Below are 25,405 nucleotides of genomic sequence, written 5' to 3' on the forward strand. Positions count from 1 at the left end.
AGCTGAACCTTTCTCATAGATGATCTCCTCCTAAAGCATCTATGATGCCAGAGAGGAGACTGAAGTGCGACATAATGGCTTACCACTTACCTACGACATTATCGCTGGCGAACTACAGCGTCCCGAATTTTTTTTGCCTGCCCCCTTTCCAAATCCAGCATCGCGTGCTAAAGTAGTCACAATCACAAACGAAGACTTGCAAGACCAGTAACCAACGGCGTTCTATCAGTGATGTGGGGTCAGTGAAAACCCACTTAGACCAAGCTCTTGGCGAATAACCCTTGCTCATGTCTCTGCCCCAAATGGCAATGGCCAAAGTAGACGCAGACGCAACCGGCGCGTTATCATCCGGAACCGCATGTCAGTGCGGATTGAGGTGGTCTATTTCGGATAGGCAACTAGGGTGGTACCGCGAAAAGTCTTTCGTCCCTTGCGTTAGGGACGGAAGGCTTTTTTCGTGCCTAACGAGCCGAGGCGAAAGCCCGTCTCGGCCGTATCTGTCATGGTTGAAAAAAATCCGGAGATGAAAATGATGCATTTAATTATTCCTGAACACTATGATCCAAAATTGTCCGTTAAAGAAACCGAAGCGGCGATCCGCTACATCCGTGAAACGTTCCAAGACGAGTTCGGCAAACAGCTCGGCCTGCAGCGCATGAGCGCGCCGATGATGGTGGCAAAGTCCACCGGCCTCAACGACAACCTCAACGGCGTTGAAACCCCGGTCTCCTTCACCATGAAGGACATGCCCGGCGAGCAAATGGAAATTGTGCACTCGCTGGCTAAGTGGAAACGCATGGCGCTTTACCGCTACGGCTTCGGCATGCATGAAGGCCTGTACACCAACATGAACGCGATTCGCAAAGACGAGGACCTCGACAACTTCCACTCCATATATGTTGACCAGTGGGACTGGGAAAAAGTCATCGCCAAGGAAGAGCGCACCGAAGCCACGCTCAAAGACACCGTGCGCCAAATCTTCAAAGTGATCAAGCACATGGAAGATGAAGTTTGGTACAAGTATCCGCAGGCCGTCCACCACTTGCCTAAGGACATTCACTTTCACACCACCCAGGAGCTGGAGGACCGGTGGCCGGACCTCACCCCCAAGCAGCGCGAGGATGCCATCTGCAAAGAAGACGGTGCCGTCTTCCTGATGCAGATCGGCGGCCCGTTGAAGTCTGGCAAGCGTCACGATGGCCGCGCCCCTGACTACGACGACTGGCAGCTGAACGGCGATATCCTGTTCTGGTATGAACCGCTCGACTGCTCGCTGGAGATTTCATCAATGGGCATCCGGGTCGATGAAGATGCCATGCGCCGCCAGCTTAAAGCGGCAGGCGCCGAAGACCGCGCCGAGCTGCCGTTCCACAAACTGCTCTTGGCCGGCAAGCTGCCTTACACCATCGGTGGCGGGATCGGTCAAAGCCGCCTGTGCATGTTACTCTTGGGCAAGGCCCACGTCGGTGAAGTCCAAGCTTCAGTCTGGCCGCAGGACATGATCGACAAGTGCGAAGCCGCCAACATTCACATCCTTTAATCCAGCCTGTTCAAAGCCGAGTGCGCCTGCACTCGGCTTTTTAGCACCACGAAAAAAGTGCCAGCAGCCGCTGGCACTTACTCATTCTGATCGACGCCGTCCTTGGCCACCGCCCCTGGGTGCTCACGCTTAAAGGCTTGCCAAGTTGGCCGCGGCACCGTGATGAACCGATTGGCGGTCAAATCTAGCACCTCAAAAGTGGGCAAGCGCCGCGTATACACCTGAAATGCAATCACGGCGGCCACAACCGCCAGCAGCAGCCACCACCAGGCGGTAAAGGCGACGATGAACAGCACCACGAGGATGGTTCCCCAGGTCCACGCAAAGGCTCGTTCCGTCTTCTTACCTGCCTGTTTGGAGTAGCGGTGCGTTGGGTCTAGTTCTGTCATAGTCTTGCCTCCACTTGATTGTCCTCACTTAAGCAACCGGACCGATTTTACAGTTTGGTCGCCCTTTCCGCCTGTTTTTCCGCTATACTGAAAGAGCATTCAGGAAAGGACCTCGTCATGCATATCAACGGTTCAATCAATCTATCCGAGCAGTTCCATGCGCTCAGCAACGCCGAAACTGGTTATATTCACGCACCTCTGCACGACCTGCATCTGAACAATTCCCAGGCCAGGTTGCTGAAATACATTGCCGACCATCCCGGTGCGTTGCAAAAAGACGCCGCCGCGTACCTTAACCGGCAAAATGCAACTGTGACCAACATGCTCAAAGGGCTGGAAACGCGTGGCTTGATTGAGCGCAAGATTCCTCGCGATAACGAGCGCCAAAAGCAGCTTTACCTCAGGCCCGCGGGCGTTGAGCTGGTCAAAGCGATTCGCGCCATTTTTACGGCACTTGAACAGCAAATCGAAGCGGCGGTGCCAACAGCCGACCAGCCCCAGCTGATTGCCCAGCTGCAAGCCATCGCTGCTAAAATTAATTTGATTCCGTAACCACTCAGCGACCACTTTAAGCGGCCGCTTTTTCGTCCCGTCAGACAATCAGGCCAGGTACAATTCCCGCAACGTTTGAATTTGCCGGTTGGTTAGCTGTAAGGCTTCATGCAGGTACTGCTGCATATCCCCGTAGGTCTCATTGATTGCCGCCAGCGCGGTATCCAGGTACTCTGGATACACGGTCCAGATATCGGTGAGCCCCTGCATCATGTTTGCATTGCCGCCTTCCGCCTTCGCCTGCTCGAGCACTTCTGACAGCGCCGGCTGGATGAACGTGTTGGTGGCCAGGTAATCCTTGCGAATTGTCGCCTGATCAACGCCTAAAGCGGACAATACGTACACCGCAGCCATCCCAGTCCGATCCTTACCCGCCGAGCAGTGAAACAGCAAAGTATCATCGCTGTTGCCCAGGGCCAAGTCAAAAAACTGGCGGTAAGCTTTTTGCGCCGACTCGCTCAGGGCTAAGTCACGATAGGTCCGAAGCATGTTGTGGTAACCCGCTTGAGGATCCTGCGAAAACATCTGCTGCTCCTCGGCCCACGTCTTGGACACCTGGGTCTTGTCTTCACTGAACACCGGGTCAAACACGTAGCGCGCCGAATCCGGCAGCCGGTCAGGCTTTTCCTGGCGCTCATCGCGCGTGCGAAAATCAACATCCACGCGCACCCCATACTCATGCAAAAAGGCCACGTCGCGGTCCGACAGCCGGTCGAGGCCGCCCGAGCGGACGAGCCGGTGCGCGGCCAGGTGCTGCCCAGACATGGTCCGATAGCCGCCAAGGTCGCGAAAATTATAGCCATGATGGATGTTCATTAACGTCGGTTCCAATTCGTCTCACTCATTTCCTTTAGTCTTGTCTGTCCATTTTAGCGCAAACCGCTTCCAAAGTCGCGCTGACTTCTAGCGTGAAAATAGCCTATAATGATCGTATCCAATTTTCTGAAAGAAGCGATCATTTTGCCCGCCACCCAACCGCATGAAAAACCAATGCTGGTCGTCGCCATTGTCGCGCTGATGTCCTTTCTCGGGGTGCTGACGGAAACCTCGATGAACACGACCTTTCCGGCGCTGATGAAAGCTTTCAACGTCTCCTTAGCAACCGTTCAATGGGTAACATCCGGCTACCTGCTCGCCGCTTCACTGGTGATGCTGACCTCAGCTTACATGAAACGCCGCTTCACCAATCGTCAGCTTTTCATGAGCGCGGCGGCCCTGTTCATCATCGGCGACCTGCTATGCGCAACTGCCCAAGTGTTTCCGCAGCTGCTGGCGGGTCGCCTGATACAGGCGGGTTGTGTCGGCCTTTGCACGCCGCTGATGGTCAACATCATTCTTGACGTCGTCCCCCGGGCCAAGCTGGGGTTGTACATCGGCATCGCCAATGTGATCGTGCTGATCGCACCAGCGCTTGGCCCGACTTTTGGCGGCGCTGTCACCGCGTTTGCCAGCTGGCGCATGATTTTCTGGGTGACGCTGCCTCTCGCCTTGCTCCTGCTGATCCTCGGCAGCGCGCACATTCATCAGTACACCACCCAAAGCCGGTTGGCGTTTGACTGGGTCCGCTTCGGCCTGCTCGGCGGGGCACTGATCGCGCTGAACCTGGGGCTGACCACCATCAGCACCCGCCGCTGGCTGATCGTGGCAGTCCTGCTGCTGGTATGCGCACTTTGCATGCTCCTGTTTCTGCTTCTTTCCCGCACGAGCACCCGGTTTCTGTTCTCCCTGACAGTCTTCAAGAACCAAGCGTTTCTGTTCAGCTTTCTGCCTTACCTCAGCTTGCAGTTCGCCAATGTCGGCATCAATTTTCTCTTGCCGAATTACGTCCAGGAAGTCTTCGGCGCCTCCGCGCTGATTGGCGGGCTGATCTTGCTGCCCTGCTCTGTGTTTAACGGGTTAGGCCAGCCGGTATACGGCTGGATGCTGGACCACTTTGGCGGCCGCCTGCCGCTGCTTTTGGGCGATGGCCTTTTCACCATTGGTGTGCTCGCCATGACTGCCCTTGGCCCGGCCCTCGGGGTACTGGGGGTCACCATCGCGTACCTAATTTTTGCCATCGGCCGGTCGATGGCCTTCAGCAACTCGGTTGCTTATGGCCTCAAAGCGCTGCCCAAAACGCTGCAGCCCGACGCCAACGCGCTGTACAACATGGGCCAACAGGCGGTCGGGGGCATCGGCACAACGGTGTTGTCACTGCTCATGACCGCGGTCCATCATCCCGGCTGGAGCCACGCCCAAAATATCGCGGCAGGCAGTGCCTGGGCGTTTGGGCTGCTGGTCGCACTGGGCGTGGTGATTTTCGCGCTCTACTGGCATTTGCTAAACCGCACTACCGCGCAGTAAACGCAACTTTCAGCCAGATCGGGCTTGAAGATGAGAGCGTCCATACCCGCGCCAGGATTGGCTGATCTCGGTCGATCAGGCACGCTTGCATTGACATCTCAAAAATAATCAGTACACTCACAGTTATTGTCAGTGTACTGATTATTTTTTTGGAGGCAAACGGATGAACACTGCGTATTTACTGCTAGAAACTGCCAAGCGGTTAAAGCATCAACTGAACACTGCGCTCAGCAAGGAGGACACCACCGCCCAGCAGTGGGCGGTGCTTGAGGCGCTCGACCGGTTGAACAACGAGGCCGACCCCATCACCGCCGCGCGCATCGCTGATGCAATCGACAGCGACCGGCAAACCACCGCGGCCGTGGTCCTGCGACTAGCGGATAAAGGCTGGCTTAACCGCACCCCGTCCCCGGCCGACAAGCGCGCCGTGGCCCTCGCATTGACTGCCGCGGGAAAAGCCAAAGTCACCGCGCTAAAAGCCGTGGCCGGACGGACTCTCACTACTTTTTTACAGCCGTTGCCGGATGCGGCGCAACACCAACTGGCGGCTGGACTGACAAAACTATTGGAGGAAAATCATGACTGAAACGATTTTGATTATCGGCGGCACCGGCAACATTGGCTTCCCGCTGATCAAACTGCTCGCCCAGGGCGACCAGATTCATCTCGTCGCCGGCGCGCATGACTTAGCCAAAGACCAGGCTCAGTATGGCCGCCTGCCGGTTGACCTGCGGCACTTCGACTTTCTCGACGCTGGCACCTTCGATCAGACGCTGGCCGGCGTGGACCGGGTCTTTTTCGTGCGACCGCCGCAGCTGGCCAAGCCTAAGGCGGACATGCTGCCCTTCTTGAATCAGGTCAAGACCCACCACGTCAAGCAAACCGTTTTTGTGTCCATGATTGGGGTGGAAAAGAACCCAGTGACTCCGCACCATAAGATCGAGAACATGATCGTGGCACTGGGTCTGCCCCACACCTTTATCCGGCCCAGCTTTTTCATGCAGAATCTCAGCACCACCCACCGGGAGGACATCTGCCTTCGCAATGACTTGTTCATCCCTGCTGGCAGCGCCAAAACCAGCTTTATCGACACTGCAGACATCGCCGCGGTCGCCGCAAAGGTCCTCACCTCACCGGCCGTGCCCGAGCAAAAGCTCAACATCACTGGCCCTGAGGCCATCACCTACGCCCAAGTCGCCCAGACCATGTCTGCGATTCTTGGCCGCCCCATCACTTACTCCAAACCCAGCCTGCTTAAATTCCGCAAAACCATGCTGCAGCGCGGGGTAAAAAAGGACTTTGTCAACGTGATGGTCATGCTGTATCTGATCACCCAAATGGGCAACGCCAAGCAAATCACCCAAGACCTGCCGAATTACCTCGGTCGGCCTGCGCATTCAGTGGCTGAGTTTATCACCGCCAATCAACGCCTGTTCGCACCGGCCAAGTAACCTACGAAAGTCGTGCGTGCACCAAGGCAAAGGGCTAAACTGGTTTCAGATGGGGGTGATTTCAGTGGCAAATTCTTCCACTGAGGGAACAAATCAATTACTGAAAACAATGCTAGCTAAAGCCGCCGATGCCAAGCAATTCGCGGCCACATGGGATTTTGGTGATGCCAAGGACCCACTGCCAGCACCGCTGATTCGCCGCGTTCTGAAGCACGCCGGGGTCCTGGAAACCGAGGCACAATTGACCGCCGGTTGGTTGAGGACGACTAAAGCAGCCCAAGACAAGGCGTGGCAGGCGCTGGAGCAAGCCACTGCAGAATTTTGTCAGCTGTTTGCAGCCGGCGCCGACGTCACAGCTGAACTGCCGAGCTACCGCCGGTTTGAAGGCATGACGCTGCGCGAGTTGGCATGGCAGATGAGCATCGACATTGAAGACCTCGAGCTGCCTGAGGCGCGCGCCGCGGCGCTGACCGACCCAAATCAAGTGGGCATGTACGCCGAGGCTCAGCGCCAATTTACGACCCAGTATCCGGGGTTCCGGTTCGAACCTGCGACAAAATAGCAAGTTTGCTTCGTAAGAATCGTGATTAGTTGTCATTACATGATTAGAATGATTTTGGAATCACAATTAGGAGGCTACTCATGAAACTAATCACAGTCGAAGAACATTACGATACGGACGCAAACATCGCGCAGTTCAATCAATACTCAGAAGTTAAAAACAACAATCCGTTCCAGAATCAGTTAAAGCCGGACTTAGTCGATTTCAGCCGAAAAGGTATTTGATCTGTAAGGAGGATTGGTTCATGGCTGAATCTAAAATTATCACTTTGATCACTGGCGCCGATAAAGGCATCGGGTTTGCCACTGCCAAGGATTTGGCTAAGGCAGGCCACCACGTCCTGATTGGGGCGCGCAACCAGGCGCGCGGCGAAAAAGCCGTCGAAGCAATTCGCACAGACGGCGGCACCGCAGACTTCATCCAGCTGGATGTGACCGACGACGACCAAGTCAAGGCGGCTGCGGCCAAGATTCAAGCCGATTACGGCTATCTCAGCATCCTGATCAACAACGCCGGCATCGCCGTCGACGCCCACCAAAAGCCTTCTCAGCTGCCAATCGACCAGATTCGCAAAGACTTTGAGGTCAACTTCTTTGGTCTGGTCCGAGTCACGCAAGCCATGGTGCCGCTGCTGCGGGCGGGCAAACCGGCCAAAATCGTGAACGTCACGTCCAACATGGGCTCATTCGGCCTGGCCACCGATCCTAACTCCCGCTTCTATCAAGTTTCCTCGCTGGGCTATCAGGCCTCAAAGGCCGCGGCGAACTTTGCCACCGTCGACTTTGCCAAGGAATTGGGCGATGAAGGCATCACCGTCAACTCCGTCAATCCTGGTTGGACGGCTACGGGCTTTGGCGGCCGCGACGAAAGTAAGCCCGCCATTCCCGGTATGCAAAGCATTCAAGAAGGCGCCGCTCAAGTGGTTAAAATGGCCACTACCAGGAGCAAGCAGACCCTCACCTTCACCGAAACAGCCGGCCCGCTGCCTTGGTGATGGACTCACCCTGATGCTGAAAAAGGCTCCTGACCTCAACGAATAATCGTTGAAGATCAGGAGCCTTTTCATATGTGAAATAGGTTACTTCAGCGCGTCTGCCACTGCCTGGTTCACAGTTGCCTGCTGGCTTTGAATCAACGCCACCCGACTGGTGATCACGCTGGTGTCCATCTTGATCTCGCGGCCAAGCCCTGGCACGTCGATCTTCGGTTCAAAGAAGGCCTTGAACTCATCCAAGCGCTGCTGGGTCCGGAAGACGCCGGCAGTCACGGTGATGTAAGTCGTGAACTCCATGTCGCCGCCGACAGTTTCGTTCAGCCAGCCCCAGTTATCGCGCAGCCAGTCCCAAGCGAGCTGTTCGCCCTTCGGATTGGCCAAAACGCCGCGGTACCAGCTCCGCAGATCCTGTGGCTTAATGGTATCAGGATCCTTGTACAGCGCGATGATCTGCTTCAGGACGGCCTCATCATCACTGGCCGGCAGGGCTTGCGCCAATGCGCTCTTCACGCTCGGGTCAACGGCCTTGCGGTAAGCGTCAAGCAGCTGACCAGCCAGCTGAGTACTACTGTAGTGCTCGGTCTCGTTCGCCAAAATGGCGGTGCGGGCAGATGCCGGCAAGCTCGCCACGTCATCGGCGTGTTGCTGGAACAACTCGTGCTCCTGAGCAATGGTATCCGGGTTTTCTGCGTAACCGGCAGCGCCCAGGATCCAGTTGCGGGTCAACTGGTCGTCCACCGATTCACCGGCTTTTTCAGTCAGGCCCAGGCGTGCGTACTGGCCAGCGGACAGCTGGTTGTAAAACGCCTTGAGCTGCTTTTCTTCAGCAGAATCCGGCGCCACAAACTTGCGCAGCTGACGGGCCGCCTGATAAATCGCCGTGTTGACGATGTTGGACTGGCTGTCCTTGAACCGCTTCAGCAGCGGTACAACGGCGGCATAAGTCGTCACACCCGCTTCGGCCTGCAGGCGCGTGTCTTGGATCAGCTGCAGCTTGGTGGTCGGATCAAGCTGGTCCGCGTCTTTCAAAATGTCGGCTAACAGAGCATCATCGTACTTCACGATGAAGTGTGAGTTGTTGCCAACGTTCAGACGGAACGGCTCGCCTTCCTTGGCGCGAAGGTCAGCATAATCGCCCAGGACGATTTCCTTGTCCTTCATGATTTGCGGTGCTTCGGCGTAATTGCTTTCCAGTGGGATCTGCCACTGGCGGTCAACGTCTTTCCCTTCACCGATGAAGAATTGCTTCTGGCTCAAGGTCAGCTTGCCATTGACGACCTTCGCGGAAACAACCGGGTAACCCGGCTGCTCGAGCCAGGAGTTCATGATTGCCCCGACGTCAAGGCCGGACGCATCGCCCAGCGCTTGCCAGAGGTCAGCCCCCTTGGCATTGCCGAACTTGTGGGCGTCAAAGTACGCCTTCAGGCCCTTACGCAGCTTCTCGTCGCCGAGCAGTGCGCGGACCATGACCAGCATGCGTGCACCCTTGGCGTATACAATCGCGCCGTCGAAAACGGAATCGATGTCGGCTGGATCTTCAACTGAGACGTGCACCGACTGCACCCCATCTGTAGCATCGCGCTGCAAGGCGGCTGGAACTTCAGCGACTTGGTACAATTCCCAGATGCGCCAGTCCGGCTGCAAGGCATCGACACTCAGGTATTCCATCATGTTGGCAAACGACTCGTTAAGCCATAGGTCGTCCCACCACTTCATGGTGACCAGATCGCCGAACCACTGGTGGGCCAGCTCATGCGTGATAACCGTGGCCACATACTGCTTGACGGACAGCGACGTGTTGTCCGGATCAATCAAAATGGCGGCTTCACGATAGGTGACTAAGCCCCAGTTCTCCATGGCGCCGGCAGAAAAGTCAGGCAGCCCCAGCTGATAGGAATGCGGCAACGGGTACTTGGTCTGGTAAAAGTCTTCGTAGAATTCGATGGCGCGCTTGGCGATGTCCAAGGCAAAATCGAGTTCTTTCGGCTGGTGCGCCTTAGTGGCAAACACCCCGATTTCAACCCCGGACTTGGTCTTCGTCAGTTTCTTTTGCATGTCGCCAAAGGCGAAGGCAATCAGGTAAGTGGACATGCGCATTGTCGTGTCAAAGTAGTGCACGCCGTTTTCGACCTTTTTCTCTGGCATGTTGGCGATGATGATATCTTCCGGCTTTTCGTCAAACTTGATGGCAACATCAAACGTTGCCTTGGCCTCTGGCTCGTCGACCCCAGGAAAGGCCTGGCGCGCCGCGGTGGACTCAAACTGCGTACCAATGAGTTCCTTCTTCTGGCCGTCAACGGTGTAGTAGGACGGGTAAATCCCCATCATCGAATCGGTGAGCGGCGCGCTGTAAGCAATCGTCAGCGTCGTCTCGCCGGCTGCAGGCAGCGTGATGTCAAACTTCTCGTTAGCGTCATCCACTGTAAATGGCACGTCTGCACCGCCTGCTGTGACTGACTCAATTTTGAGGTACTTTTGATTCAACGCGATCTGCGGTTCAAGTGCCTGACCAGTAACAGTGGTTTTGCCCACAATGGTCTTCTTTTCCCGATCGATATCAAGGTACAAGTCGTAGTGTGAAGGTTGGAACATTTCGTATAAGTGTTTTGCCATTATTTCCCCTCCGAAATTTCAGTGTGTTTTCATTATAGCCTATTCGAGCGCCAGATGCGCCGCTTCGGCTCAAGTTCATCAGCGCCAAGCAGCCTAATCCATGAAAAAGTCCCGCACTTCGTCGGCGACTTTCGGCAAAAACTCATGTCCGTACTCGGGCAGCACATACAGCTTCTTATCGCCGGCCAGCTTGTTATACGCCGCAAACTGCGCCGGCACCGGGACCACCTGGTCCTGCAGCCCCATCCCCCAAACCACCGGGGTCTTGATGGCCGCGGCAAAGTGCTGCACGTCGATGTACTCCAGGGTATCAAAGAACTGGGCCTCGCGTTTGTGCAGCTGGTCACGGTACTTGAACCAGTACGCCAACTGGTCGTAGCCATTGGTCTCGGCGCCCAACTGGTAAGCCTTTCGATAATCACACAGGAATGGGTAATTCACATAGGCCCGGTGAATGGTGGGCACGAGCCCAAGCGTCGCCAAAGTCAGGCCGCCGCCTTGCGAGCTGCCGGTCGCGTAAAGCCGAGAAGCGTCCACGCCAGGCATCCCCGCTAAAATATCGGCCGCCTCAGCGCAGTCGAGGAAAACACTGCGGTAATACAAATGCGCCGGCCCATCTTCCACGCCGCGGATGATCAGCCCTTTCAGTGTCCCGCCTTTGGTTTTTGTCGTGTCCTCGCTGGGCCCACCTTGCCCGCGGACGTCCAGCGCCAACACCACAAACCCTTCGGCGGCCCAGCCAAATTTCTCGGTGAAATCGCCGGCATCCACGTGATAACCGTGAAACATGAGCAGACCCTTGTGCGGCTTGCTGGGGTCAAAGGGCTTAGGCATGATCAGCTGCGCGTGGATGCGCGCATTGCCGACGCCGGTGAACCACAGGTCATAGGCCTGCGCCACGCGACTTTTTATCGCTACTGGCGTCTGCTGAACATCCGGCGCCAATGCGCGCATTTCCTTGAGGCCGCGTGCCCAAAATTCGTCAAAATCTGCGGGTCGCTGCCCCATACCGCGATAATCTTTAAACTGCTTAATGTCGATCATAGTTACTTGGCCTTCGCCTGATCGACCAACGACAGCGCAGTCGCCAGCACCTTCTCACCATTCATGCGGCCGTAATCCATCATGTTGATGGCCTGAACCGGTACGGGCAAGTCAGCCTGCAGCTTGCGCACGGCATAGCTCACCTGCGGCCCGATCAGAATGACGTCGGGATTATATTTGCCCACTTGTGATTCCAAACCATTGACCCCAATTGCCGTGATTTCAGCATCGACGCCTTGGGCTTCGGCAGCCTTCTTCATCTTTGTCACCAATAAACTACTAGAAAATCCGCCAGCACATGCCAGTAAAATATTCACTTTTGCCATTTGAAGTCCTCGCTTTCTTTACAGGATTAGAGTAGCTTTCCACTTAATTGATTGCAACCGTTTTCCAGAAACTTTCCACCCGCATTTTTTCCATGTTATTGAGGCCCTAATGACATCTTTGTCCGGACAGGGTATACTCACTTTTAACCAGAAAGAAAATGTTTGGAGGAAACGTTTATGGGCAATCGTTCACGGGCCTATCGGGTCAGCATGCAGGCGCTGTTTCTCGCGCTGATCGCGGTGCAGACCATGGTCCCGATGCTGGGATACCTGCCGCTTGGCTTCGTTAATCTGACCATCATTCACATCACCGTCATTATTGGCGCTATCATGTTCGGCCCTGGCGAAGGCCTCTTGATCGGCACGGTGTGGGGTGTGTTGACCATCGTGCGCGCCTACACTGCGCCGACGAGCCCCATGGACACCTTGGTGTTCACCAATCCGCTGGTTTCCGTCGTGCCACGCATGCTGGTCGGCGTGTTTGCCGCGCTGACCTTCTGGGGCGTGTACAAGCTGTTCAAAAAAATCGCCATTGCCAGCGTTGTGGCGGGTGCCATTGGCTCCTTGACCAACACCGTGCTGGTTCTGCTGGCGATGGGCACCCTTTACACCGGTCCGGTCGCCTCGGCGTACAAGGTGTCGACTGGCGCCTTAGGCAAAGTGTTGGGCGCAATCGTCGTCACCAACGGCGTTCCTGAAATGATTGGGGCGATGATCATCACCCCGCTGATTGTCGGCGCCTTGGTCGCTGCAACGCACATGCGGCCGTGGCGGGCAGCCAAAAATTAATTATTGAAGTCAAAAACAGTGTCTCACCATCGCGGTGGGACACTGTTTTTTTCGTCATGATCGAATTTGACCAGGCGCCTCTACTCTTGGTGCTGGGCGAGGTAATTCTGCTTATGGAACCAGGCGACGCTTTTATCGAACAGGGAGACCATATCGTTGGCGAAGTACAGGATGTAGGTGAAGAACAACGTCAGATTCGCATCGCCTTGCAGTGCCGTGACGCCCCACAGCACGATGGAAAAAATGCTTTGAATAATCCAGAAATAATACTGATCGGAAAAGCGCAAAGTCGCCAGCAGCGAGCCCGTCACCCCGATGGTCCCGGTCAGCGCATCAATGACCGGCCGCGGCGAGATGAATAAATGCGTGTCCATGGCGTACAGCAGCCCGAACACGATGAGGAAAAATGCGGCAATCCCGAGGTATGCCCGCAGCCCGACGTCTTTGAGCTTGCGCACACGCGCGCCGACGTTTTTGGCCCAGCTCGGCATCAGCAGCACTGGGATGTCCAGCAACACGATATAGGAAAGCTGAAGCACCACATCCGCGAAGTTGCGCGCCTGGGCCGCCACCAGAATATAAATAATGGCACTGGTCAGGCCGAACACCCCGTTGAGCGGCCGCACGTTAGTGATCGAGATGGTGCAGGTGAAGCCCAGCATGCCCGCCAGCATCGTCAGCACGCTGAGCACGGTCAGCTTGTTCACGATCGTGGTACCCAGGATCACACCCAGCCCAAACATCAGCAGGATATAACTGGAGAAAGTCCAGGCGCGCATCTGTTGAACATACCAGCGGGGATCGAAAATACTTGTAATTGCCTTATCTTGGTCACGTGAATCTTTCATTGGTCAGCCTCCGTTTTTTGGAAAGTGCGTGATCAATTATAGCCGGTAACAGCCGGCGCATTCAACGTTGACATCCCTTCTAGGCAGTGTTAGCGGTCGATGAAAACTGGGTATAGGCTGCGCGAAAACTCCTGTCACACAAAAAAATCGGTCCGCTCGTCGGGCAATCCCAGATGCGCCGGAGTCGTCGTCCGCTCCCCTTTCACTAAGGCAACTGCGACGCGCACAGCATTCTCCGGACTCAGCGCCAGGACATGGTCATCATCCCACATCCAGCCCGTCCGCTGACCCACGCGAAATTTCAGCACCTGGCTGTGTGAGCGGTCCACCGCTGTTAACATCACCGTCGGGTCCTTGGGGTCAGCCGAGTCCTGCGCCACGACGGTGTATAGCTCAAGGCCATCAAACTGATCACCCAGCACTTCGCAAACCGCATCGATCACCTGCTGATTCGTCAATCAGGCCACCCCCAGACGGCCTCATTATAGCAGAAAATCGAACACGCGTTCGCTTTCGGGCGTCATTTGCCCATCCGAGAGACGCCAAAGATAGACCGAATCACCTCTAAGCACGAGTGCCCATGTGAAAGATATGGGAAGTGCCACGCCTTTGTCGGGCGCGGCACTTGAATTAACACTATCATCGTGAAATATCCTGAATGGTCTGATACCGATAGTACCCACCATCAAAGAGAAATAGACGCTTAAATCCTAACGTCCTGCGAGCTGTCACTTCCCACTGCCGCAACGGATCTGCGTTCGCAAGTGGTAGCACTGAACCGCGAGTGCGCTTGACCAAACGTCTGCTAAGTAGTTCGATCTGCCAAGTCCCAACATCCGTTGTTAGAACGTTAAACGAGAAATTATTCTCAGTAATTTCCGCCACCTCTTCAGTGAGCGACTGAGCAGCTTGAACGGAGATTGACTTAACTTGCGTCTTCACCAATGCATCAGAAACGTCTCTAGCGTAAAAGTCGCGCTCAAGCTTCACCTCACCAGCAGCAGTAATGGTCAGTACCTGGCCCACCTCAGCACCCTGACAAGGTTCGGGACCGAACCCGATGATATCCGTCTGCAACCGCAGCTGAGGATTATTTTTGGTGATGTTTTCAGTCATCAATATTTACCCTCGACACTTCGCTTACCCCTTGCTGCGTCTCAGCTGCGCCACTTGCTGAATCTTCTCCACCGGTTTGCCCTTAGCCAGCTCGTCGACCACTTTGTCCATCTCCCGAACACGCCGCATAAGCGGATCGGCGATGGTTTCGACCCGAACGCCGCAGATCATCCCGGTGATTTGGCCAGCCTGCGCCGACCAGTTGGCCTGCGCACAAAAGTCTGCCACCGAAAGGGTCGCCGGCAGCGTGGCGAAACGTTGCGCCGGCCAGCCGGTCAACCAGCCCAGCACGGCATCCAGCTCCGCCTGCGTGCGCCCCTTGCGGCGGCATTTTTGCAGGTAGAGGTCATAAATCTTGGCCATTTTCATCTCACCGATTGATTTTGCCATGTTGACCCTCCTTTGGCATCGACAATTTATTGACCTCAGTATACCGGCTGCCCGGCGAGCTGCCAACCACTCGCGAACTAGCGGTGACAAATTTAAAACAGGTGTCAGGATGCACTTGGCTTGCGCATTCCCCACCAAACTTTGATACAATGAAAGCGGTTAGAAAATTTGTAGGAACAACTACACTGATGGAGGTTGAACATGAGTTTTCCCAAAGGATTTCTGTGGGGCGGCGCCACTGCCGCCAATCAATACGAAGGCGGCTTTGATGAAGGCGGCAAGGGCCTGACTGCCGTTGATGTCACGACAAACGGCTCAGCCACTGAGCCTCGTAAGGTCACCTGGAAAAAAGCGGATGGCACCACCGGCTTTTCGCCGATGGTCTGGGGCAGTGACTTTTCCGTGCCGAAAGACGCGACCCCAACGGTGCTGCCGGACTACTATTACCCGAGCCACGGCGGGACCGACTTTTATCACCATTACCAAGAAGACATCGAGATGCTGGCCAAAATTGGCTTCACCACCTTCCGCTTCTCCATCGCCTGGAGCCGCATTTTTCCGACTGGCGAGGAAAGTGAACCCAATGAGGCCGGGCTCGCCTTTTATGACAAGGTGATTGACGAATGCGTGAAGCACCACATCGAACCTTGTATCACCTTGCAGCACTACGACACCCCACTGGCACTGGTACAAAAGTATGGTGGCTGGAAAGACCGCAAGCTGATCGACCTGTTCGAGAAGTACGCGACGGTGGTCTTCAAGCGCTACGCCGGCAAAGTCCACTACTACACGACCTTCAACGAAATCAACGCCATGGACGAAGCGCCCTACCTCGGCGGCGGAATCACCGACCCGACCCCACAAAACCGCGCGCAGGGCGCCCACAACCAGTTTGTCGCGTCCGCCAAGGCGGTTCGCGCGGCGCACAAGATCGGCCAAGCCATCCAAGTCGGCATGATGCTGGCCTACCAACCGGTTTATCCGGAAACCTGCAACCCGAAGGACCAAGTTGCGGCAATGCTCAACATGGAGCGCGGCTTGTTCTACGCCGACGTCCAAGCTGGCGGCGAGTATCCCAAGTCCCGCCTGATCCAATATGAGCGCGCCGGCATCAAGCTGGACGATACGCCTGAAGACTACGCACTGCTGAAGCAGTATCCTGCCGATTTCCTCAGTTTCTCCTGCTACACCTCGTCGGTGGTCACGGCTGACCCGAGCCGCGATGAGAATGCCCAGGGCAACTTGGGCGGCGGCACGGTCAAGAACCCGTACCTGGAAACCAACGCTTGGGGCTGGGCTACCGATCCTGACGTGTTGCGGCTAGCCTTGAACACCCTGTGGCATCGGTATCACAAGCCGCTGTTCATCGTTGAAAATGGGCTGGGCTGGGCCGATGAAGTCGCGGCAGACGGCAAAATTCACGACGACTACCGAATCAACTACCTGCGCTACGCCGTTCAATCCATGAAAGACGCCATCACTGAAGACGGCGTTGACTTGATCGGCTACGCCCTGTGGAGCGCGATCGACCTGGTGTCAAACGGCACGGGGGAAATGAAGAAGCGCTACGGCCTGGTTTACGTCGACCGCGACGACTGGGGCAACGGCAGCCAGCGCCGCACGCCAAAGGATTCCTATTACTGGTACAAAAAAGTCATTCAATCAAACGGTGAGGACTTGGCCTAGATTCAGGTCTCTCTCCCATCAGCGAGCAGCCAGTCATGGCTGCTTTTTTGCTTCACCGGCAAAAAAAGGCGCAGTCCAAACAACAGGACTGCGCCCCAGAGCTTATTAATAAGCCGTTTCAATCGTGACCCTGGCGGTCTGATTGGCCCGGTCGAAGACGCCTAAATCAACGGTCACCCCACGCTGCTTGCGCGAAGCGGCGAGCGGGTCATCCGCCCGCAGACCAAACGTCACTGGTGCGGCCACGGTCTGCCCATCGACGGTCACTTGGACCCCGGCTGGTTCTTGACTGAGCGGAACAAAGAGCTGCAGCGGCTGATCGGCGCCGTCTCCTGCAAAGTGGCCGACCCGCGGGTGGACTGTCACCGTGACGGTTTGGCCTGCGGTTTGGCCTTCAATCGGCGTGGTCGCAAAGTCGCCCTTAGTGTAGGCCATGGTGTGACCGTCATCTTCGTACCAGGTGAAGCGGCCCGCATCACCTGGGAAGTACTCGATCAGACGCGCGGACTCTTCCGCCGCCGGATTCTGCGCCGCGTGCTGGGTGACAATCAGACTGCCAGCCTTCACGAACACTGGCAGCTGCGCCAGGGGCGTGGCCACCTCGGCATACGTCCGCCCACCGGCCAGTTGGTCGTTAGACCACAGATCATACCAAGTGCCGGCAGGCAAATAAAGGCTCGGCCGCGTATCGGCGCCGTCTGCCTGCAACTGATAGGCGTCCATGATCGGCGCCACGAGGAACGAGTCCCCCAGCATGAATTGGTCATCCAGCGCGTGGCCCAACGTATATGGTGTGGATTCCGCCCAAAACGTCGGCCGCACGATTGGCGCGCCAGTTTCTCGGGCTTCATGCGCCAAGGTGTAGAGATAAGGAATGAGCGTCACATGATAGCGGGCAAAGGCGCGACAAATCGCCGCAAAGGGTTCACCAAACTGCAGCCCCAGCATTTTCGGGCGGTCGCCCCAGCCGTCCATCGACAAAAAGGTCGCGGTGAAGGCCTTCCACTCCAAGTCACGGACATACACCACTGGATCGGTGCCCGCGTATATGCCATCAACGTCACTAGTGATGTTGGGATTACCGGACAGGCCAGTACTCAAATAGGTCCCGATGTGCGCGCGAAGGTTGGCCCAATGACTGCCTGCCTGATCTCCTGACCAGACGACAGCGCTGCGCTGGCTGCCGGCCCAGCCGTCAACGGTGTAAGTCGTCGGCCGCAAATCGCGCGCTCGCATCAGCCGACCGATTTTCTCTGTCGCGTTCAGGCCGAAGGTGTAGCCCTCGCCGACCCAGGCAACGTCGGTTTTGGCCGCGACAGCGCCAACGTCGAGCTCTTGGGCAAAGTCGCGCTCCCCCTTTTGCGGGTGGGCTGGGTCCACAGGGTTCAGGCGCTTTTGCGTCCACAACCCGGTCCGCACCCCTTGGGCCTTGGCCCAGCTCACGAAGGCGGCCAAGTTCGCCAAGTCGCCGGCAAACGAGTCTGTCTGACCGTACCCGGCGCCGTACCCATCATTGGGGAATAGCGTCCCAAGCGGCATCCCCGCGTCGCGGTATTGGTCAAGCACCGCCCGCGCCGAAAACGGGTAGTCGTGCTCACCGTTGAGACTTTCGTGAATCGCGCGTTGCGGCATGCCGTCCGCACCAGGATCAACAAAGGTCACGTGACCTGCACCCGGCACGTTTGGCACCAACGTGCGCCCGGCCACCGTGATGGTCCCAGGCCGCTTGCCCGTGTTGAACGACTCTGGGTTGACGGGCTGATACTCTTTGTAATAGTGCCCGGGTGTCACCTCGACGGCCCCGGCAGAGTCCTTGGTCACTGCCACCCAATAATCCCGGTTGTAAGCATTGAGGTGAACCGGATAAAACCCGGCCCATGGCATCAGCTCAGGTTTACCCGTCAGCTCGTGATACCCGTGAATCAAAGCCTGTGGTGTCTCGCCCAGAATCATATAAACATCCCACACCGGATCGTCATGATGGACGCGGACGCCGTGGTGCGGATTGGAAAAATCATACTCGCCCTTCGTGAAGGTGTTGACCAGCAGACCAAACCCGGCCGTGCTCCAGAAAAACGGCACCAGACTGGTCACCCCGCCTTGCGTCCACACGTTTTGGTTCGCGATCTCGACGATTTGGTCGGCCAGCGAAATCACGCCATTGCGGGTGCCGCCGCCAAAAAAGGCCGCGTCGTCCGCCGTGTGCCAGACCTGCGTCCAGCCGTCATCGTCAAAAGTCGGCAGGCCAAAGGAAAAATCAGCTTGGCCCCCAGTGACCAAAAAGCGTCGCCGCTCGACATCAAAGCACAGCTGGTAGTCGCAAAGCTGAACACTCAGCGGTGCGATGGCCGCATCAAACGGTCGCTGTTCGTGATCAATCACGATGGGCGCCTCAAACTGCTGGCCTGACCCACCGGAAGCCACCGTCTCGTCGGCGTGTTTTTCGACGGCAACGGCGCCTGGTACGGTGGGGTGTTCTGGCCGACTGCCGGCATATGCCAGCAGATGAATGACGTGATCATTGACCGCTGTCATTTCAAACTGGTGCGCCGCCTCGGTAAAGCCGATCTGCTGCGGGTCTAAGCTGATTTTTTCCATTATTGAGCCTCTTCTCATGATAAAAAAACGACTACCAACGCAGTCGCTAAACTTCCAAATGGCGGTGCTTCAGGCTGGGAAACACGACCCGGTCGGCCGCGGCAATCACAAACCCTTGGCAGAGCAGCGAAAACGCCGTGCCGATATTGATCGCGTACAGCTGCCGCGTGATCAGAAAACACACCAGACTGATTGCAATCGGCGGGATGAATGAGATAGGCTGCGCCACCGCTGCACGGCCGTGCAGCCACTTGAACCGGATAATCTGCATGAAGTCATCATTGGGGTGCATGATCACGTTGACCCGCTGATAAATTGAGATGGCCACGCCGATGCAAACCAGGCCGAAGAGATCCAGCAGCACGCGCACGGCCAGCGGCCAAGTCTGAATCGGCGTCAGCTGCAGCAAAGCGGTAAAGCCGGCGACCACATACGAGAACAGGAACATGTAAATCAAGTTGCCCAGCACCCGCCGCCAGTCAAAGCGGCCGAGAAACATCACATTAGTCGCCGTGACCGCGACGCCTTCAACCAACAGCACGACCAACAGCGACCAGTGCAGCGTGTGGGTCAAGTTGACCGCCGACGCCGTCCACAACGCCGAACCGAGGTTCATGCAGACGGTCAGCCCGTTGCCGAACCCGTTGAGTAAAATCGAAAGCACGAGGTAAAAGCCCAGCTGGGCGGTCGTTTCATCTTGCTGGTGAGAATCAGAAGAAATCATGCGGCAGGCTCCTTTTCAATGCTTTCAGTATAGCGAGCCGCTGCCAGCAAGGAAACCTTTTCATCTAAAAATGTCGCAGCAGCTGTCGACCCCTTGGGCCAACAAACTTGACCCCAGCAAAAAAGCGAGCCCCATGACTCGCTTTGCTGCTTAGCTAAAAGTGCTCACGGCTTGACGCCCACTTGGGTCGGCACGACGTAAATCGCCTTGGCCGCTTTGGCCGCCGACATCCCGCGGCTTTGTGCGTAACGCATGAGCAAGCCCGCATACTGGGCGAGCTCCTCCTTCGCGGTAAACCACAGGCCGTCTGCCGGATCATCACTCCAACTCAGCAGGATCGAATTGCTATTTTTTTCATCCTCGTGGACATCGGTGAGAAATTTGATCCCTGATTCATCGTCCAACTTGACCCCCAAGTTAACAAACGTGACGAGCGCCGGCAGCGCGGATGAAGGAATATCAACGTAAGAGGGGTAGGTATCAAAGGCAATTTTTCGCATCTGCTATTCCTCCTCTGCAGCTAGCGGCAGTTGAAGGGCCGCGTATGGTTTTCCGTCCGGGGTTTTAGTGAACTGCACCGTGCACGGAAAGACGTCGAGCTGGGAAACGACTTCCGCCCAGGTCATAAATTCATCAGGCAGCGCCCAAAAAAACGCCTCGTCAGCGTGTCGCACCGTCATGCCCGGATAATACGCGCCGGTCAAGTCATCTACATAACGCTGGGCCTGTAGAACAGTGAACCGCAGCTGCGCCCAATCGCCTTCATCAAGGTCAACAAGCCGATTATCATCGCGGGAAATCTGATGCTCTGCCCCGAACTTGTCGAGGTCCACTTGCGCGGTGTCCACGACCCAAGTGATCTCGCGGCCTTCCTCAGTGCCCGCCGGGACCGCCAAAGTCTCCACCTCAAAGAACTGACGCACCACCTGAAAAGCGTCAAGTGCAGTCGCCATGTTTAACGGCTCCCCAGCCGGATCAGGATGGCGAATCAACGCCTGGAACAGCCGGTCTTCCACCTCAAAAGCGGCTGTGCGGTCGGTAATCATGGAAACCGCTTGTTCCGGATCATCAGTCAGTTCGACCCCAAAATCGTCCGCCGTATCAGCTTTGTAGCCGGCGATGTAACGACCATCTTTTTTCGCGCGAAACCACGCTCTGTATAGTTGCGCCATAGTTCCTCCTTTGACCTGCACAAAGCCCCCGCAGGTCGCCCTTATGATGGCTCTATCATATCAAAACTTGTCGAAACCGATTACATTTTTATTTAAAAGAATCATTGCCAATTCTTTTTAGTGTGTTGAGTGCCCAGCCGGGCCGGCCAAAAACGCCTGCCACTGCCTGGCTACCGGGGCCGCGAAGTATTGTTTAGCCGCATCCAGCGCGCCTTGATGCAAGGCGTGCCACAGCCGCGCATCCGTCAAGAGTTTAATCACCTTGGCAGCCGCAGCAGATTCATCGCCTGGCTGCACCAGGTCACCGTTCACCCCAGGCACCACGATCTCGCGGGGGCCAAAGTCCACATCGTCAGCAATCACCGGCGTACCGGCGCTCAGGGCCTCGACCAGCTGTATGCCAAACCCTTCATGCTGAGACGGCGCGATCAGCACCTGCGCCTGGCGATAGCTTTGGGCCAGCTCAGGGCCGGTCACGTAAGGTGAAAAAGTCACAGCTTCCGCCAGTCCTAGGTGCTCGGCCTGGGTCTTGAGCTGGTTCAGGTAGTTGGCACTGATCGGGTATCCGCGCAGCTCTAGCGTGGCATCCGGCACCGCGGCGAGCACCCGAGTGAAGATCCGCAGCGCGGCGTCCGGCCCTTTTTCCGGGGCCAGGCGGCCGACCATCACCAGCCAGTGCGGCACGCGCGCCACCGGGGGGGTTGCTTCGTCCGGGAAGATCACGGTGTCAGGCACCACGGCCGTGCGCACGCGTGGAAACTGCTGGTTGAGCGCCGCCTGCTGCGCCTTGGTCGAAACCAGCACGCCGGTGAACTGCTCAGGGTGTTCGACCAGCACAGGGCGATAGGCTGCCAGCAGTTGGCCGGCCACCTCATGGGCGTCGTGGAAGATGGCCCACTTTTGGGCAGCGGCGGCAGCGCCCACCGCCGCGTCCAGGCTGCGCCGCTCGGAAAACAGGCGCGCCTGCGGGTCCTGTTTCACCAGTTCGTCAAGGAAAAAGGTGAAAAGCTCGTCTTCCGTGCTGAACCGGTAATGATGACCGTGGTCGCCCAGCAGCTGCCACATCGTCGGCGCGACCTGGCCGCCTCGATTCATGCAAACCATCTCGAGCACCGGCCGACCGGCCAGGTTCAGGTACATGGTACGTGCCAGCTGACCGTCCGGGTGAAAGTAGTCGACCGAGGACTTAAAGCCGCGCCAGTCAAAATTCTCGCGTGCAGTCAGGTTCCCGAAGCGGTCCTGATAGGTAATCGACCCAATCAGGCCGACGGTGCCGGGCATCACATCGATGCGAGCCAGCGTCAGACCATTTTCTTCAAGAGTGGAATAGTTGGGGCCGTGGCCGGCAATTTTGTATGCGGCCAGCGGGATCTGCTTGAGCAAGCGCAGCTTTTGTTCAACTCTCGGCACGCTTGTCGTCCCTTGAAAATAGTCGTACATATTCAGCACTTGCGCTGATTTTAGTCCCACCGTCTTGCGGTCGCGCGCCAAAAACCGGTTGTAGTTGCGGGTCACATACACCGCATCGGTCGCAGTGGAACGGGAAAGCAGTCGCACCCGCCGTGCTTGGGCGTGCTCGGTGCCGGAGTTATAGGCAAAAATATTTTCACTGATAAAATAGTTCATCCTCAGCCCTCCTCCGGCTTGCAAAACCGCGCGGCAACTAGTTTGGCCGGCCAATTTGCCTGGGCGTCCGCCAGCAGGGCCTGCCACTGCGCCCATACCGCAGCACTTGAGTAGCGCCTGGCCGATTCATAGGCGCCGGCAGAATACCACTGCGCCAGCGCCGGATCACGCAGCACTTTCAGCATGGCCTCTGCCATGGCGCGATAATCGCCGTAAGGCACGACCTGCCCGTTCACGCCGCTTTCGACGATTTCGTTCGGTCCGTAATTGACATCGTACGTAAACGCGATCAGCCCATGCGCGATGGCCTCCATCACGGCCAGGTTGAACCCTTCCATGCGTGACGTCACGCCAAACATCATGGCCGAATTCTCGATTTGATCGATGTCTTGGGTGTAGCCCTTGAGCGTCACCACCTTTTCCAGGTGCTCGGCTTGGATCACCTGCTCGACTTGCAGGCGGGCCTTGTAGTCGTCGCTGGGATCGGCGTACCCGTACAGATCAAGGGTCACCTGTGGAATTTCGCGGTGCACAATCGCGACGGCCCGGACCAGGTCGTCCAGGTGCTTTTCCCAAGCGATGCGGGCAAAGGCCACAATCTTACCGAACTGCCGCCGCGCCACTGTCACCCGCGGCGCCGCCAGCAACTGATCCGGCACCACGCCGACTGCGATGGCAAAGTGTGCCGCCCGCGGGTGGAACCGCTGAGCCACTGCCTCGGCCTGCTTGCGTGTCGCCGAAACCACCGCATCAAACGCGTCAACATCGCTCAGCGCAAATTCGTAATTGTTGTTCAGCAGCGGATCGTCAGGCTCCTGGGCGTTGGCCGTGTGCGCGTTATGCAGATACAACACCGTGTACGCCGGCCGCTTCAGCCGCGTGATCCCCCACTCGACCAGGTGCGAGCGATCCAAGACGAAGACATTGGGCCGTTTGAGGTCCCAAAAATCTAAATTGAGATCATCCAAAAAATGCTGCGTCAACGCCTCAATCGTCGCAAACTGAAACACCTGGCCATCACGTTCGGTCAGCCGCCAGCCGGCCTGCTGGCGCTTGCCTTGCCGATCATCGCGGTTGTAGCTTTCCAGCACCGGCTGACCGGCTGGCGTCAGCCAAGTTTCCATGCCAATTTGGTTGTCCGGCGTGTACCACTGCTGCAGGCTGACAAAGCCGCGACTGTCGTATTGCTCGACCAGGTACAAGTTGCCAAAAGCGTCAAACAACTCGGTCGAATGCACGCGCTGTGCATCCGGCCAGAAGTTGACCCGCGCCACCAACTGCCCCCCTGCAGTGACGAGCACCCGGTTCTTGCCTGGCTCGTGCTTAACAGTCGTGTTCGCCACGCCAAAGTCCAGATCTGCCAACGTGATTCGGCGATCCTTCACCTGCTCGGCGTGCTGAAAGTAGTCAAACATGCTGATCAACTGGGCGTCCGGAATGCCGGCTTGCCGCGTGTTTTCGTGCAGTTCCGGATCCCAGTTGCGAATCACGATCCGGCAGTCCGCGCCGTGCTCGTTGAACAACTTGAACCGCTTCAATTCTGCGTGCTCGATCCCCGACTTTTGCGCATGCATGGTTTCATTAATAAAAAAATTCATAGCCGGCTCCCTTCTGAAATCATCTATGGCCAATTATAGGCTATCGACCATCACTTTTCGCTGGCTGAAACCAATGGCACCAAAAAACGCCCTCAACCAGAACGGTTGAGAGCGAAACCAAAGCGAGTTAGAAATTGGTGGTGTCAGGATCGGTGGCAAGCCCAGCCACGCCGTGCATCCCATCCAAGGTCTTCATGTCCGCATCGCTGAGGCTGAAGTCGAACAGGTCCGTGTTTTGCTTAATGCGGTCGTCATGCACCGACTTGGCCAGCGGCAGGAAGCCGTGCTGCAAGGACCAACGCAGCAGGACCTGGGCCACGCCCTTACCGTACTTTGCGGCGACCTTCGCGAGCTCAGTATTGCCCAGCAGTTTGCCAGTGCCGAGTGGACTGTAAGCCTCGCTCAGAATGTGGTTGTCCTCGTTCATCTTGGTGACCGCCGGCTGTAAATCAGACGGGTTCAGGAAAATCTGGTTGACCATGGGTTCAACCGTCGCGTCTGCCTTGATCACATCCAGGTGCGCCTGCCGGAAGTTTGAAATCCCAATCGCGCGGGCCTTGCCGTCTTTGTAGACTTGCTCCATACCACGCCAGGTGTCTTTGAGGCTGTCTGGGTAAGAGTCGCGGAAGCTGGCCGGATTTGGCCAGTGAATCAGGTACAGATCCACATGATCCAAGCCCAACTTGGTCAGGGACTCATCGATGGCCTTTTGCACCAGGTCAAAGCTGTGCGCATTATTGTTCAACTTCGTGGTGACAAACAGGTCATCGCGCTTCAGCCCAGTGGCCGCCAGTCCCGCCTTGATGCCTTCGCCGACGCTATCCTCATTGCGGTACATCGCCGCAGTGTCGATGTGGCGATAACCCGCCTCGATGGCGACCTCAACGCTGTGCTTGGCCACGTCGCCATCCGGCGTCTGCCACGTGCCAAAGCCGACGACTGGGATCTTCACGCCATTACTCAAGGTATAAGTGTCGCTCATTTTTGAAAATTCTGTCATGATTTGCTCCTTTTCTGTGTGTCCACTCAATTACTTATATTCTA

At 56.7% G+C, this 25,405-nt stretch carries 26 protein-coding genes; 10 read left to right on the forward strand and 16 right to left on the reverse strand.

The genetic code is table 11. From position 1 onward, the window contains the following. Positions 1–532 precede the first annotated feature (532 nt). Complete coding sequence (gene asnA, locus EKM86_RS00715) at positions 533–1,540, forward strand: aspartate--ammonia ligase (protein ID WP_125754644.1); 1,008 nt, start codon at positions 533–535, stop codon at positions 1,538–1,540. Between the two features lie 77 nt (positions 1,541–1,617). On the opposite strand, the gene EKM86_RS00720 is transcribed toward asnA, so the two are convergent. Next, positions 1,618–1,929, reverse strand: coding sequence for a hypothetical protein (locus EKM86_RS00720; RefSeq protein ID WP_125754597.1), 312 nt, complete (start codon positions 1,927–1,929; stop codon positions 1,618–1,620). A gap of 117 nt (positions 1,930–2,046) precedes the next feature. Here EKM86_RS00720 and EKM86_RS00725 point away from each other — a divergent pair, with 117 nt between their 5' ends. After that, entirely contained in the window at positions 2,047–2,481 is a 435-nt protein-coding gene (locus EKM86_RS00725) for a MarR family winged helix-turn-helix transcriptional regulator (protein WP_125754598.1), read from the forward strand. Between the two features lie 48 nt (positions 2,482–2,529). Here the strand turns inward: EKM86_RS00725 and EKM86_RS00730 are convergent, their stop codons facing one another. After that, on the reverse strand, positions 2,530–3,312 hold the full coding sequence (locus EKM86_RS00730) for a tyrosine-protein phosphatase (RefSeq protein WP_125754599.1): 783 nt from the start codon (positions 3,310–3,312) through the stop codon (positions 2,530–2,532). 159 nt (positions 3,313–3,471) lie between these two features. On the opposite strand from EKM86_RS00730, the gene EKM86_RS00735 reads away from it, so the two are divergent. From EKM86_RS00735 to EKM86_RS00755, 6 genes are all read left to right on the forward strand, one after another. Further along, positions 3,472–4,824 (forward strand): MFS transporter, encoded by a 1,353-nt coding sequence (locus EKM86_RS00735; RefSeq protein WP_191988005.1) that lies wholly within the window; start codon positions 3,472–3,474, stop codon positions 4,822–4,824. Between the two features lie 163 nt (positions 4,825–4,987). Then, a complete protein-coding gene (locus tag EKM86_RS00740; protein WP_125754601.1) occupies positions 4,988–5,410 on the forward strand; it encodes a MarR family winged helix-turn-helix transcriptional regulator in 423 nt (140 codons plus the stop codon). Next, a complete protein-coding gene (locus tag EKM86_RS00745; protein WP_125754602.1) occupies positions 5,403–6,275 on the forward strand; it encodes an NmrA family NAD(P)-binding protein in 873 nt (290 codons plus the stop codon). Before EKM86_RS00740 ends, EKM86_RS00745 begins: the two co-directional genes overlap by 8 nt. Positions 6,276–6,339: 64 nt before the next feature. Next, positions 6,340–6,837, forward strand: a complete 498-nt coding sequence (locus EKM86_RS00750; RefSeq protein ID WP_125754603.1) for a hypothetical protein — start codon at positions 6,340–6,342, stop codon at positions 6,835–6,837. An 80-nt stretch (positions 6,838–6,917) separates the two neighbouring features. Continuing rightward, a complete protein-coding gene (locus EKM86_RS12250) occupies positions 6,918–7,061 on the forward strand; it encodes a hypothetical protein (RefSeq protein WP_164506100.1) in 144 nt (47 codons plus the stop codon). A gap of 20 nt (positions 7,062–7,081) precedes the next feature. After that, a complete protein-coding gene (locus tag EKM86_RS00755; RefSeq protein WP_125754604.1) occupies positions 7,082–7,831 on the forward strand; it encodes an SDR family NAD(P)-dependent oxidoreductase in 750 nt (249 codons plus the stop codon). Between the two features lie 84 nt (positions 7,832–7,915). On the opposite strand, the gene EKM86_RS00760 is transcribed toward EKM86_RS00755, so the two are convergent. The 3 genes from EKM86_RS00760 to EKM86_RS00770 form a co-directional block, all read right to left on the reverse strand. Continuing rightward, positions 7,916–10,444, reverse strand: a complete 2,529-nt coding sequence (locus EKM86_RS00760) for a M1 family metallopeptidase (RefSeq protein WP_125754605.1) — start codon at positions 10,442–10,444, stop codon at positions 7,916–7,918. Positions 10,445–10,537: 93 nt separating this feature from the next. Then, entirely contained in the window at positions 10,538–11,488 is a 951-nt protein-coding gene (locus tag EKM86_RS00765) for an acetylxylan esterase (RefSeq protein ID WP_125754606.1), read from the reverse strand. 2 nt (positions 11,489–11,490) lie between these two features. Continuing rightward, a complete protein-coding gene (locus EKM86_RS00770) occupies positions 11,491–11,814 on the reverse strand; it encodes a PTS sugar transporter subunit IIB (RefSeq protein ID WP_125754607.1) in 324 nt (107 codons plus the stop codon). 177 nt (positions 11,815–11,991) lie between these two features. Here EKM86_RS00770 and EKM86_RS00775 point away from each other — a divergent pair, with 177 nt between their 5' ends. After that, positions 11,992–12,603, forward strand: a complete 612-nt coding sequence (locus tag EKM86_RS00775; RefSeq protein WP_125754608.1) for an ECF transporter S component — start codon at positions 11,992–11,994, stop codon at positions 12,601–12,603. A gap of 80 nt (positions 12,604–12,683) precedes the next feature. On the opposite strand, the gene pnuC is transcribed toward EKM86_RS00775, so the two are convergent. From pnuC to EKM86_RS00795, 4 genes are all read right to left on the reverse strand, one after another. Then, positions 12,684–13,451: a nicotinamide riboside transporter PnuC gene (pnuC, locus tag EKM86_RS00780; RefSeq protein ID WP_125754609.1), complete on the reverse strand. Its 768-nt coding sequence runs from the start codon at positions 13,449–13,451 to the stop codon at positions 12,684–12,686. A 134-nt stretch (positions 13,452–13,585) separates the two neighbouring features. Then, positions 13,586–13,909: a hypothetical protein gene (locus tag EKM86_RS00785; RefSeq protein ID WP_125754610.1), complete on the reverse strand. Its 324-nt coding sequence runs from the start codon at positions 13,907–13,909 to the stop codon at positions 13,586–13,588. 181 nt (positions 13,910–14,090) lie between these two features. Then, the gene (locus EKM86_RS00790) at positions 14,091–14,567 is read right to left on the reverse strand and encodes a hypothetical protein (protein WP_125754611.1); all 477 of its coding nucleotides are present in this window, start codon (positions 14,565–14,567) and stop codon (positions 14,091–14,093) included. 24 nt (positions 14,568–14,591) lie between these two features. Next, positions 14,592–14,957, reverse strand: coding sequence for a DUF2200 family protein (locus tag EKM86_RS00795; RefSeq protein ID WP_125754612.1), 366 nt, complete (start codon positions 14,955–14,957; stop codon positions 14,592–14,594). Between the two features lie 201 nt (positions 14,958–15,158). Here EKM86_RS00795 and EKM86_RS00800 point away from each other — a divergent pair, with 201 nt between their 5' ends. After that, positions 15,159–16,643: a glycoside hydrolase family 1 protein gene (locus EKM86_RS00800; protein WP_125754613.1), complete on the forward strand. Its 1,485-nt coding sequence runs from the start codon at positions 15,159–15,161 to the stop codon at positions 16,641–16,643. Positions 16,644–16,748: 105 nt separating this feature from the next. Here EKM86_RS00800 and EKM86_RS00805 read toward each other — a convergent pair whose 3' ends face one another. The 7 genes from EKM86_RS00805 to EKM86_RS00835 form a co-directional block, all read right to left on the reverse strand. Next, on the reverse strand, positions 16,749–19,241 hold the full coding sequence (locus tag EKM86_RS00805) for a TIM-barrel domain-containing protein (protein ID WP_125754614.1): 2,493 nt from the start codon (positions 19,239–19,241) through the stop codon (positions 16,749–16,751). A 46-nt stretch (positions 19,242–19,287) separates the two neighbouring features. Next, a complete protein-coding gene (locus EKM86_RS00810) occupies positions 19,288–19,965 on the reverse strand; it encodes a hypothetical protein (RefSeq protein ID WP_125754615.1) in 678 nt (225 codons plus the stop codon). 164 nt (positions 19,966–20,129) lie between these two features. After that, positions 20,130–20,465: a hypothetical protein gene (locus tag EKM86_RS00815; protein WP_125754616.1), complete on the reverse strand. Its 336-nt coding sequence runs from the start codon at positions 20,463–20,465 to the stop codon at positions 20,130–20,132. 3 nt (positions 20,466–20,468) lie between these two features. After that, a complete protein-coding gene (locus EKM86_RS00820) occupies positions 20,469–21,137 on the reverse strand; it encodes a hypothetical protein (protein WP_125754617.1) in 669 nt (222 codons plus the stop codon). A 117-nt stretch (positions 21,138–21,254) separates the two neighbouring features. Further along, a complete protein-coding gene (locus EKM86_RS00825; RefSeq protein ID WP_125754618.1) occupies positions 21,255–22,763 on the reverse strand; it encodes a glycosyltransferase in 1,509 nt (502 codons plus the stop codon). 2 nt (positions 22,764–22,765) lie between these two features. Further along, positions 22,766–24,361: an accessory Sec system glycosyltransferase Asp1 gene (asp1, locus tag EKM86_RS00830; RefSeq protein ID WP_125754619.1), complete on the reverse strand. Its 1,596-nt coding sequence runs from the start codon at positions 24,359–24,361 to the stop codon at positions 22,766–22,768. 127 nt (positions 24,362–24,488) lie between these two features. After that, a complete protein-coding gene (locus tag EKM86_RS00835) occupies positions 24,489–25,361 on the reverse strand; it encodes an aldo/keto reductase (protein WP_125754620.1) in 873 nt (290 codons plus the stop codon). Positions 25,362–25,405: the final 44 nt, after the last annotated feature.

This window comes from Lacticaseibacillus hegangensis, assembly GCF_003946465.1.
GTDB classification, from domain to species: Bacteria; Bacillota; Bacilli; order Lactobacillales; family Lactobacillaceae; genus Lacticaseibacillus; species Lacticaseibacillus hegangensis.

What these genes read in the sequence shown, in the direction of transcription:
- asnA (WP_125754644.1), top strand. Translation starts at nt 533, where the DNA reads ATGCATTTAATTATTCCTGAACACTATGATCCAAAATTGTCCGTTAAA.
- EKM86_RS00720 (WP_125754597.1), bottom strand. Translation starts at nt 1,929, where the DNA reads ATGACAGAACTAGACCCAACGCACCGCTACTCCAAACAGGCAGGTAAG.
- EKM86_RS00820 (WP_125754617.1), bottom strand. Translation starts at nt 21,137, where the DNA reads ATGGCGCAACTATACAGAGCGTGGTTTCGCGCGAAAAAAGATGGTCGT.
- EKM86_RS12250 (WP_164506100.1), top strand. Translation starts at nt 6,918, where the DNA reads ATGAAACTAATCACAGTCGAAGAACATTACGATACGGACGCAAACATC.
- EKM86_RS00795 (WP_125754612.1), bottom strand. Translation starts at nt 14,957, where the DNA reads ATGGCAAAATCAATCGGTGAGATGAAAATGGCCAAGATTTATGACCTC.
- EKM86_RS00815 (WP_125754616.1), bottom strand. Translation starts at nt 20,465, where the DNA reads ATGCGAAAAATTGCCTTTGATACCTACCCCTCTTACGTTGATATTCCT.
- EKM86_RS00755 (WP_125754604.1), top strand. Translation starts at nt 7,082, where the DNA reads ATGGCTGAATCTAAAATTATCACTTTGATCACTGGCGCCGATAAAGGC.
- EKM86_RS00835 (WP_125754620.1), bottom strand. Translation starts at nt 25,361, where the DNA reads ATGACAGAATTTTCAAAAATGAGCGACACTTATACCTTGAGTAATGGC.
- pnuC (WP_125754609.1), bottom strand. Translation starts at nt 13,451, where the DNA reads ATGAAAGATTCACGTGACCAAGATAAGGCAATTACAAGTATTTTCGAT.
- EKM86_RS00745 (WP_125754602.1), top strand. Translation starts at nt 5,403, where the DNA reads ATGACTGAAACGATTTTGATTATCGGCGGCACCGGCAACATTGGCTTC.
- EKM86_RS00805 (WP_125754614.1), bottom strand. Translation starts at nt 19,241, where the DNA reads ATGGAAAAAATCAGCTTAGACCCGCAGCAGATCGGCTTTACCGAGGCG.
- EKM86_RS00760 (WP_125754605.1), bottom strand. Translation starts at nt 10,444, where the DNA reads ATGGCAAAACACTTATACGAAATGTTCCAACCTTCACACTACGACTTG.
- EKM86_RS00725 (WP_125754598.1), top strand. Translation starts at nt 2,047, where the DNA reads ATGCATATCAACGGTTCAATCAATCTATCCGAGCAGTTCCATGCGCTC.
- EKM86_RS00765 (WP_125754606.1), bottom strand. Translation starts at nt 11,488, where the DNA reads ATGATCGACATTAAGCAGTTTAAAGATTATCGCGGTATGGGGCAGCGA.
- EKM86_RS00790 (WP_125754611.1), bottom strand. Translation starts at nt 14,567, where the DNA reads ATGACTGAAAACATCACCAAAAATAATCCTCAGCTGCGGTTGCAGACG.
- EKM86_RS00810 (WP_125754615.1), bottom strand. Translation starts at nt 19,965, where the DNA reads ATGATTTCTTCTGATTCTCACCAGCAAGATGAAACGACCGCCCAGCTG.
- EKM86_RS00800 (WP_125754613.1), top strand. Translation starts at nt 15,159, where the DNA reads ATGAGTTTTCCCAAAGGATTTCTGTGGGGCGGCGCCACTGCCGCCAAT.
- EKM86_RS00735 (WP_191988005.1), top strand. Translation starts at nt 3,472, where the DNA reads ATGCTGGTCGTCGCCATTGTCGCGCTGATGTCCTTTCTCGGGGTGCTG.
- EKM86_RS00770 (WP_125754607.1), bottom strand. Translation starts at nt 11,814, where the DNA reads ATGGCAAAAGTGAATATTTTACTGGCATGTGCTGGCGGATTTTCTAGT.
- EKM86_RS00740 (WP_125754601.1), top strand. Translation starts at nt 4,988, where the DNA reads ATGAACACTGCGTATTTACTGCTAGAAACTGCCAAGCGGTTAAAGCAT.
- EKM86_RS00825 (WP_125754618.1), bottom strand. Translation starts at nt 22,763, where the DNA reads ATGAACTATTTTATCAGTGAAAATATTTTTGCCTATAACTCCGGCACC.
- asp1 (WP_125754619.1), bottom strand. Translation starts at nt 24,361, where the DNA reads ATGAATTTTTTTATTAATGAAACCATGCATGCGCAAAAGTCGGGGATC.
- EKM86_RS00775 (WP_125754608.1), top strand. Translation starts at nt 11,992, where the DNA reads ATGGGCAATCGTTCACGGGCCTATCGGGTCAGCATGCAGGCGCTGTTT.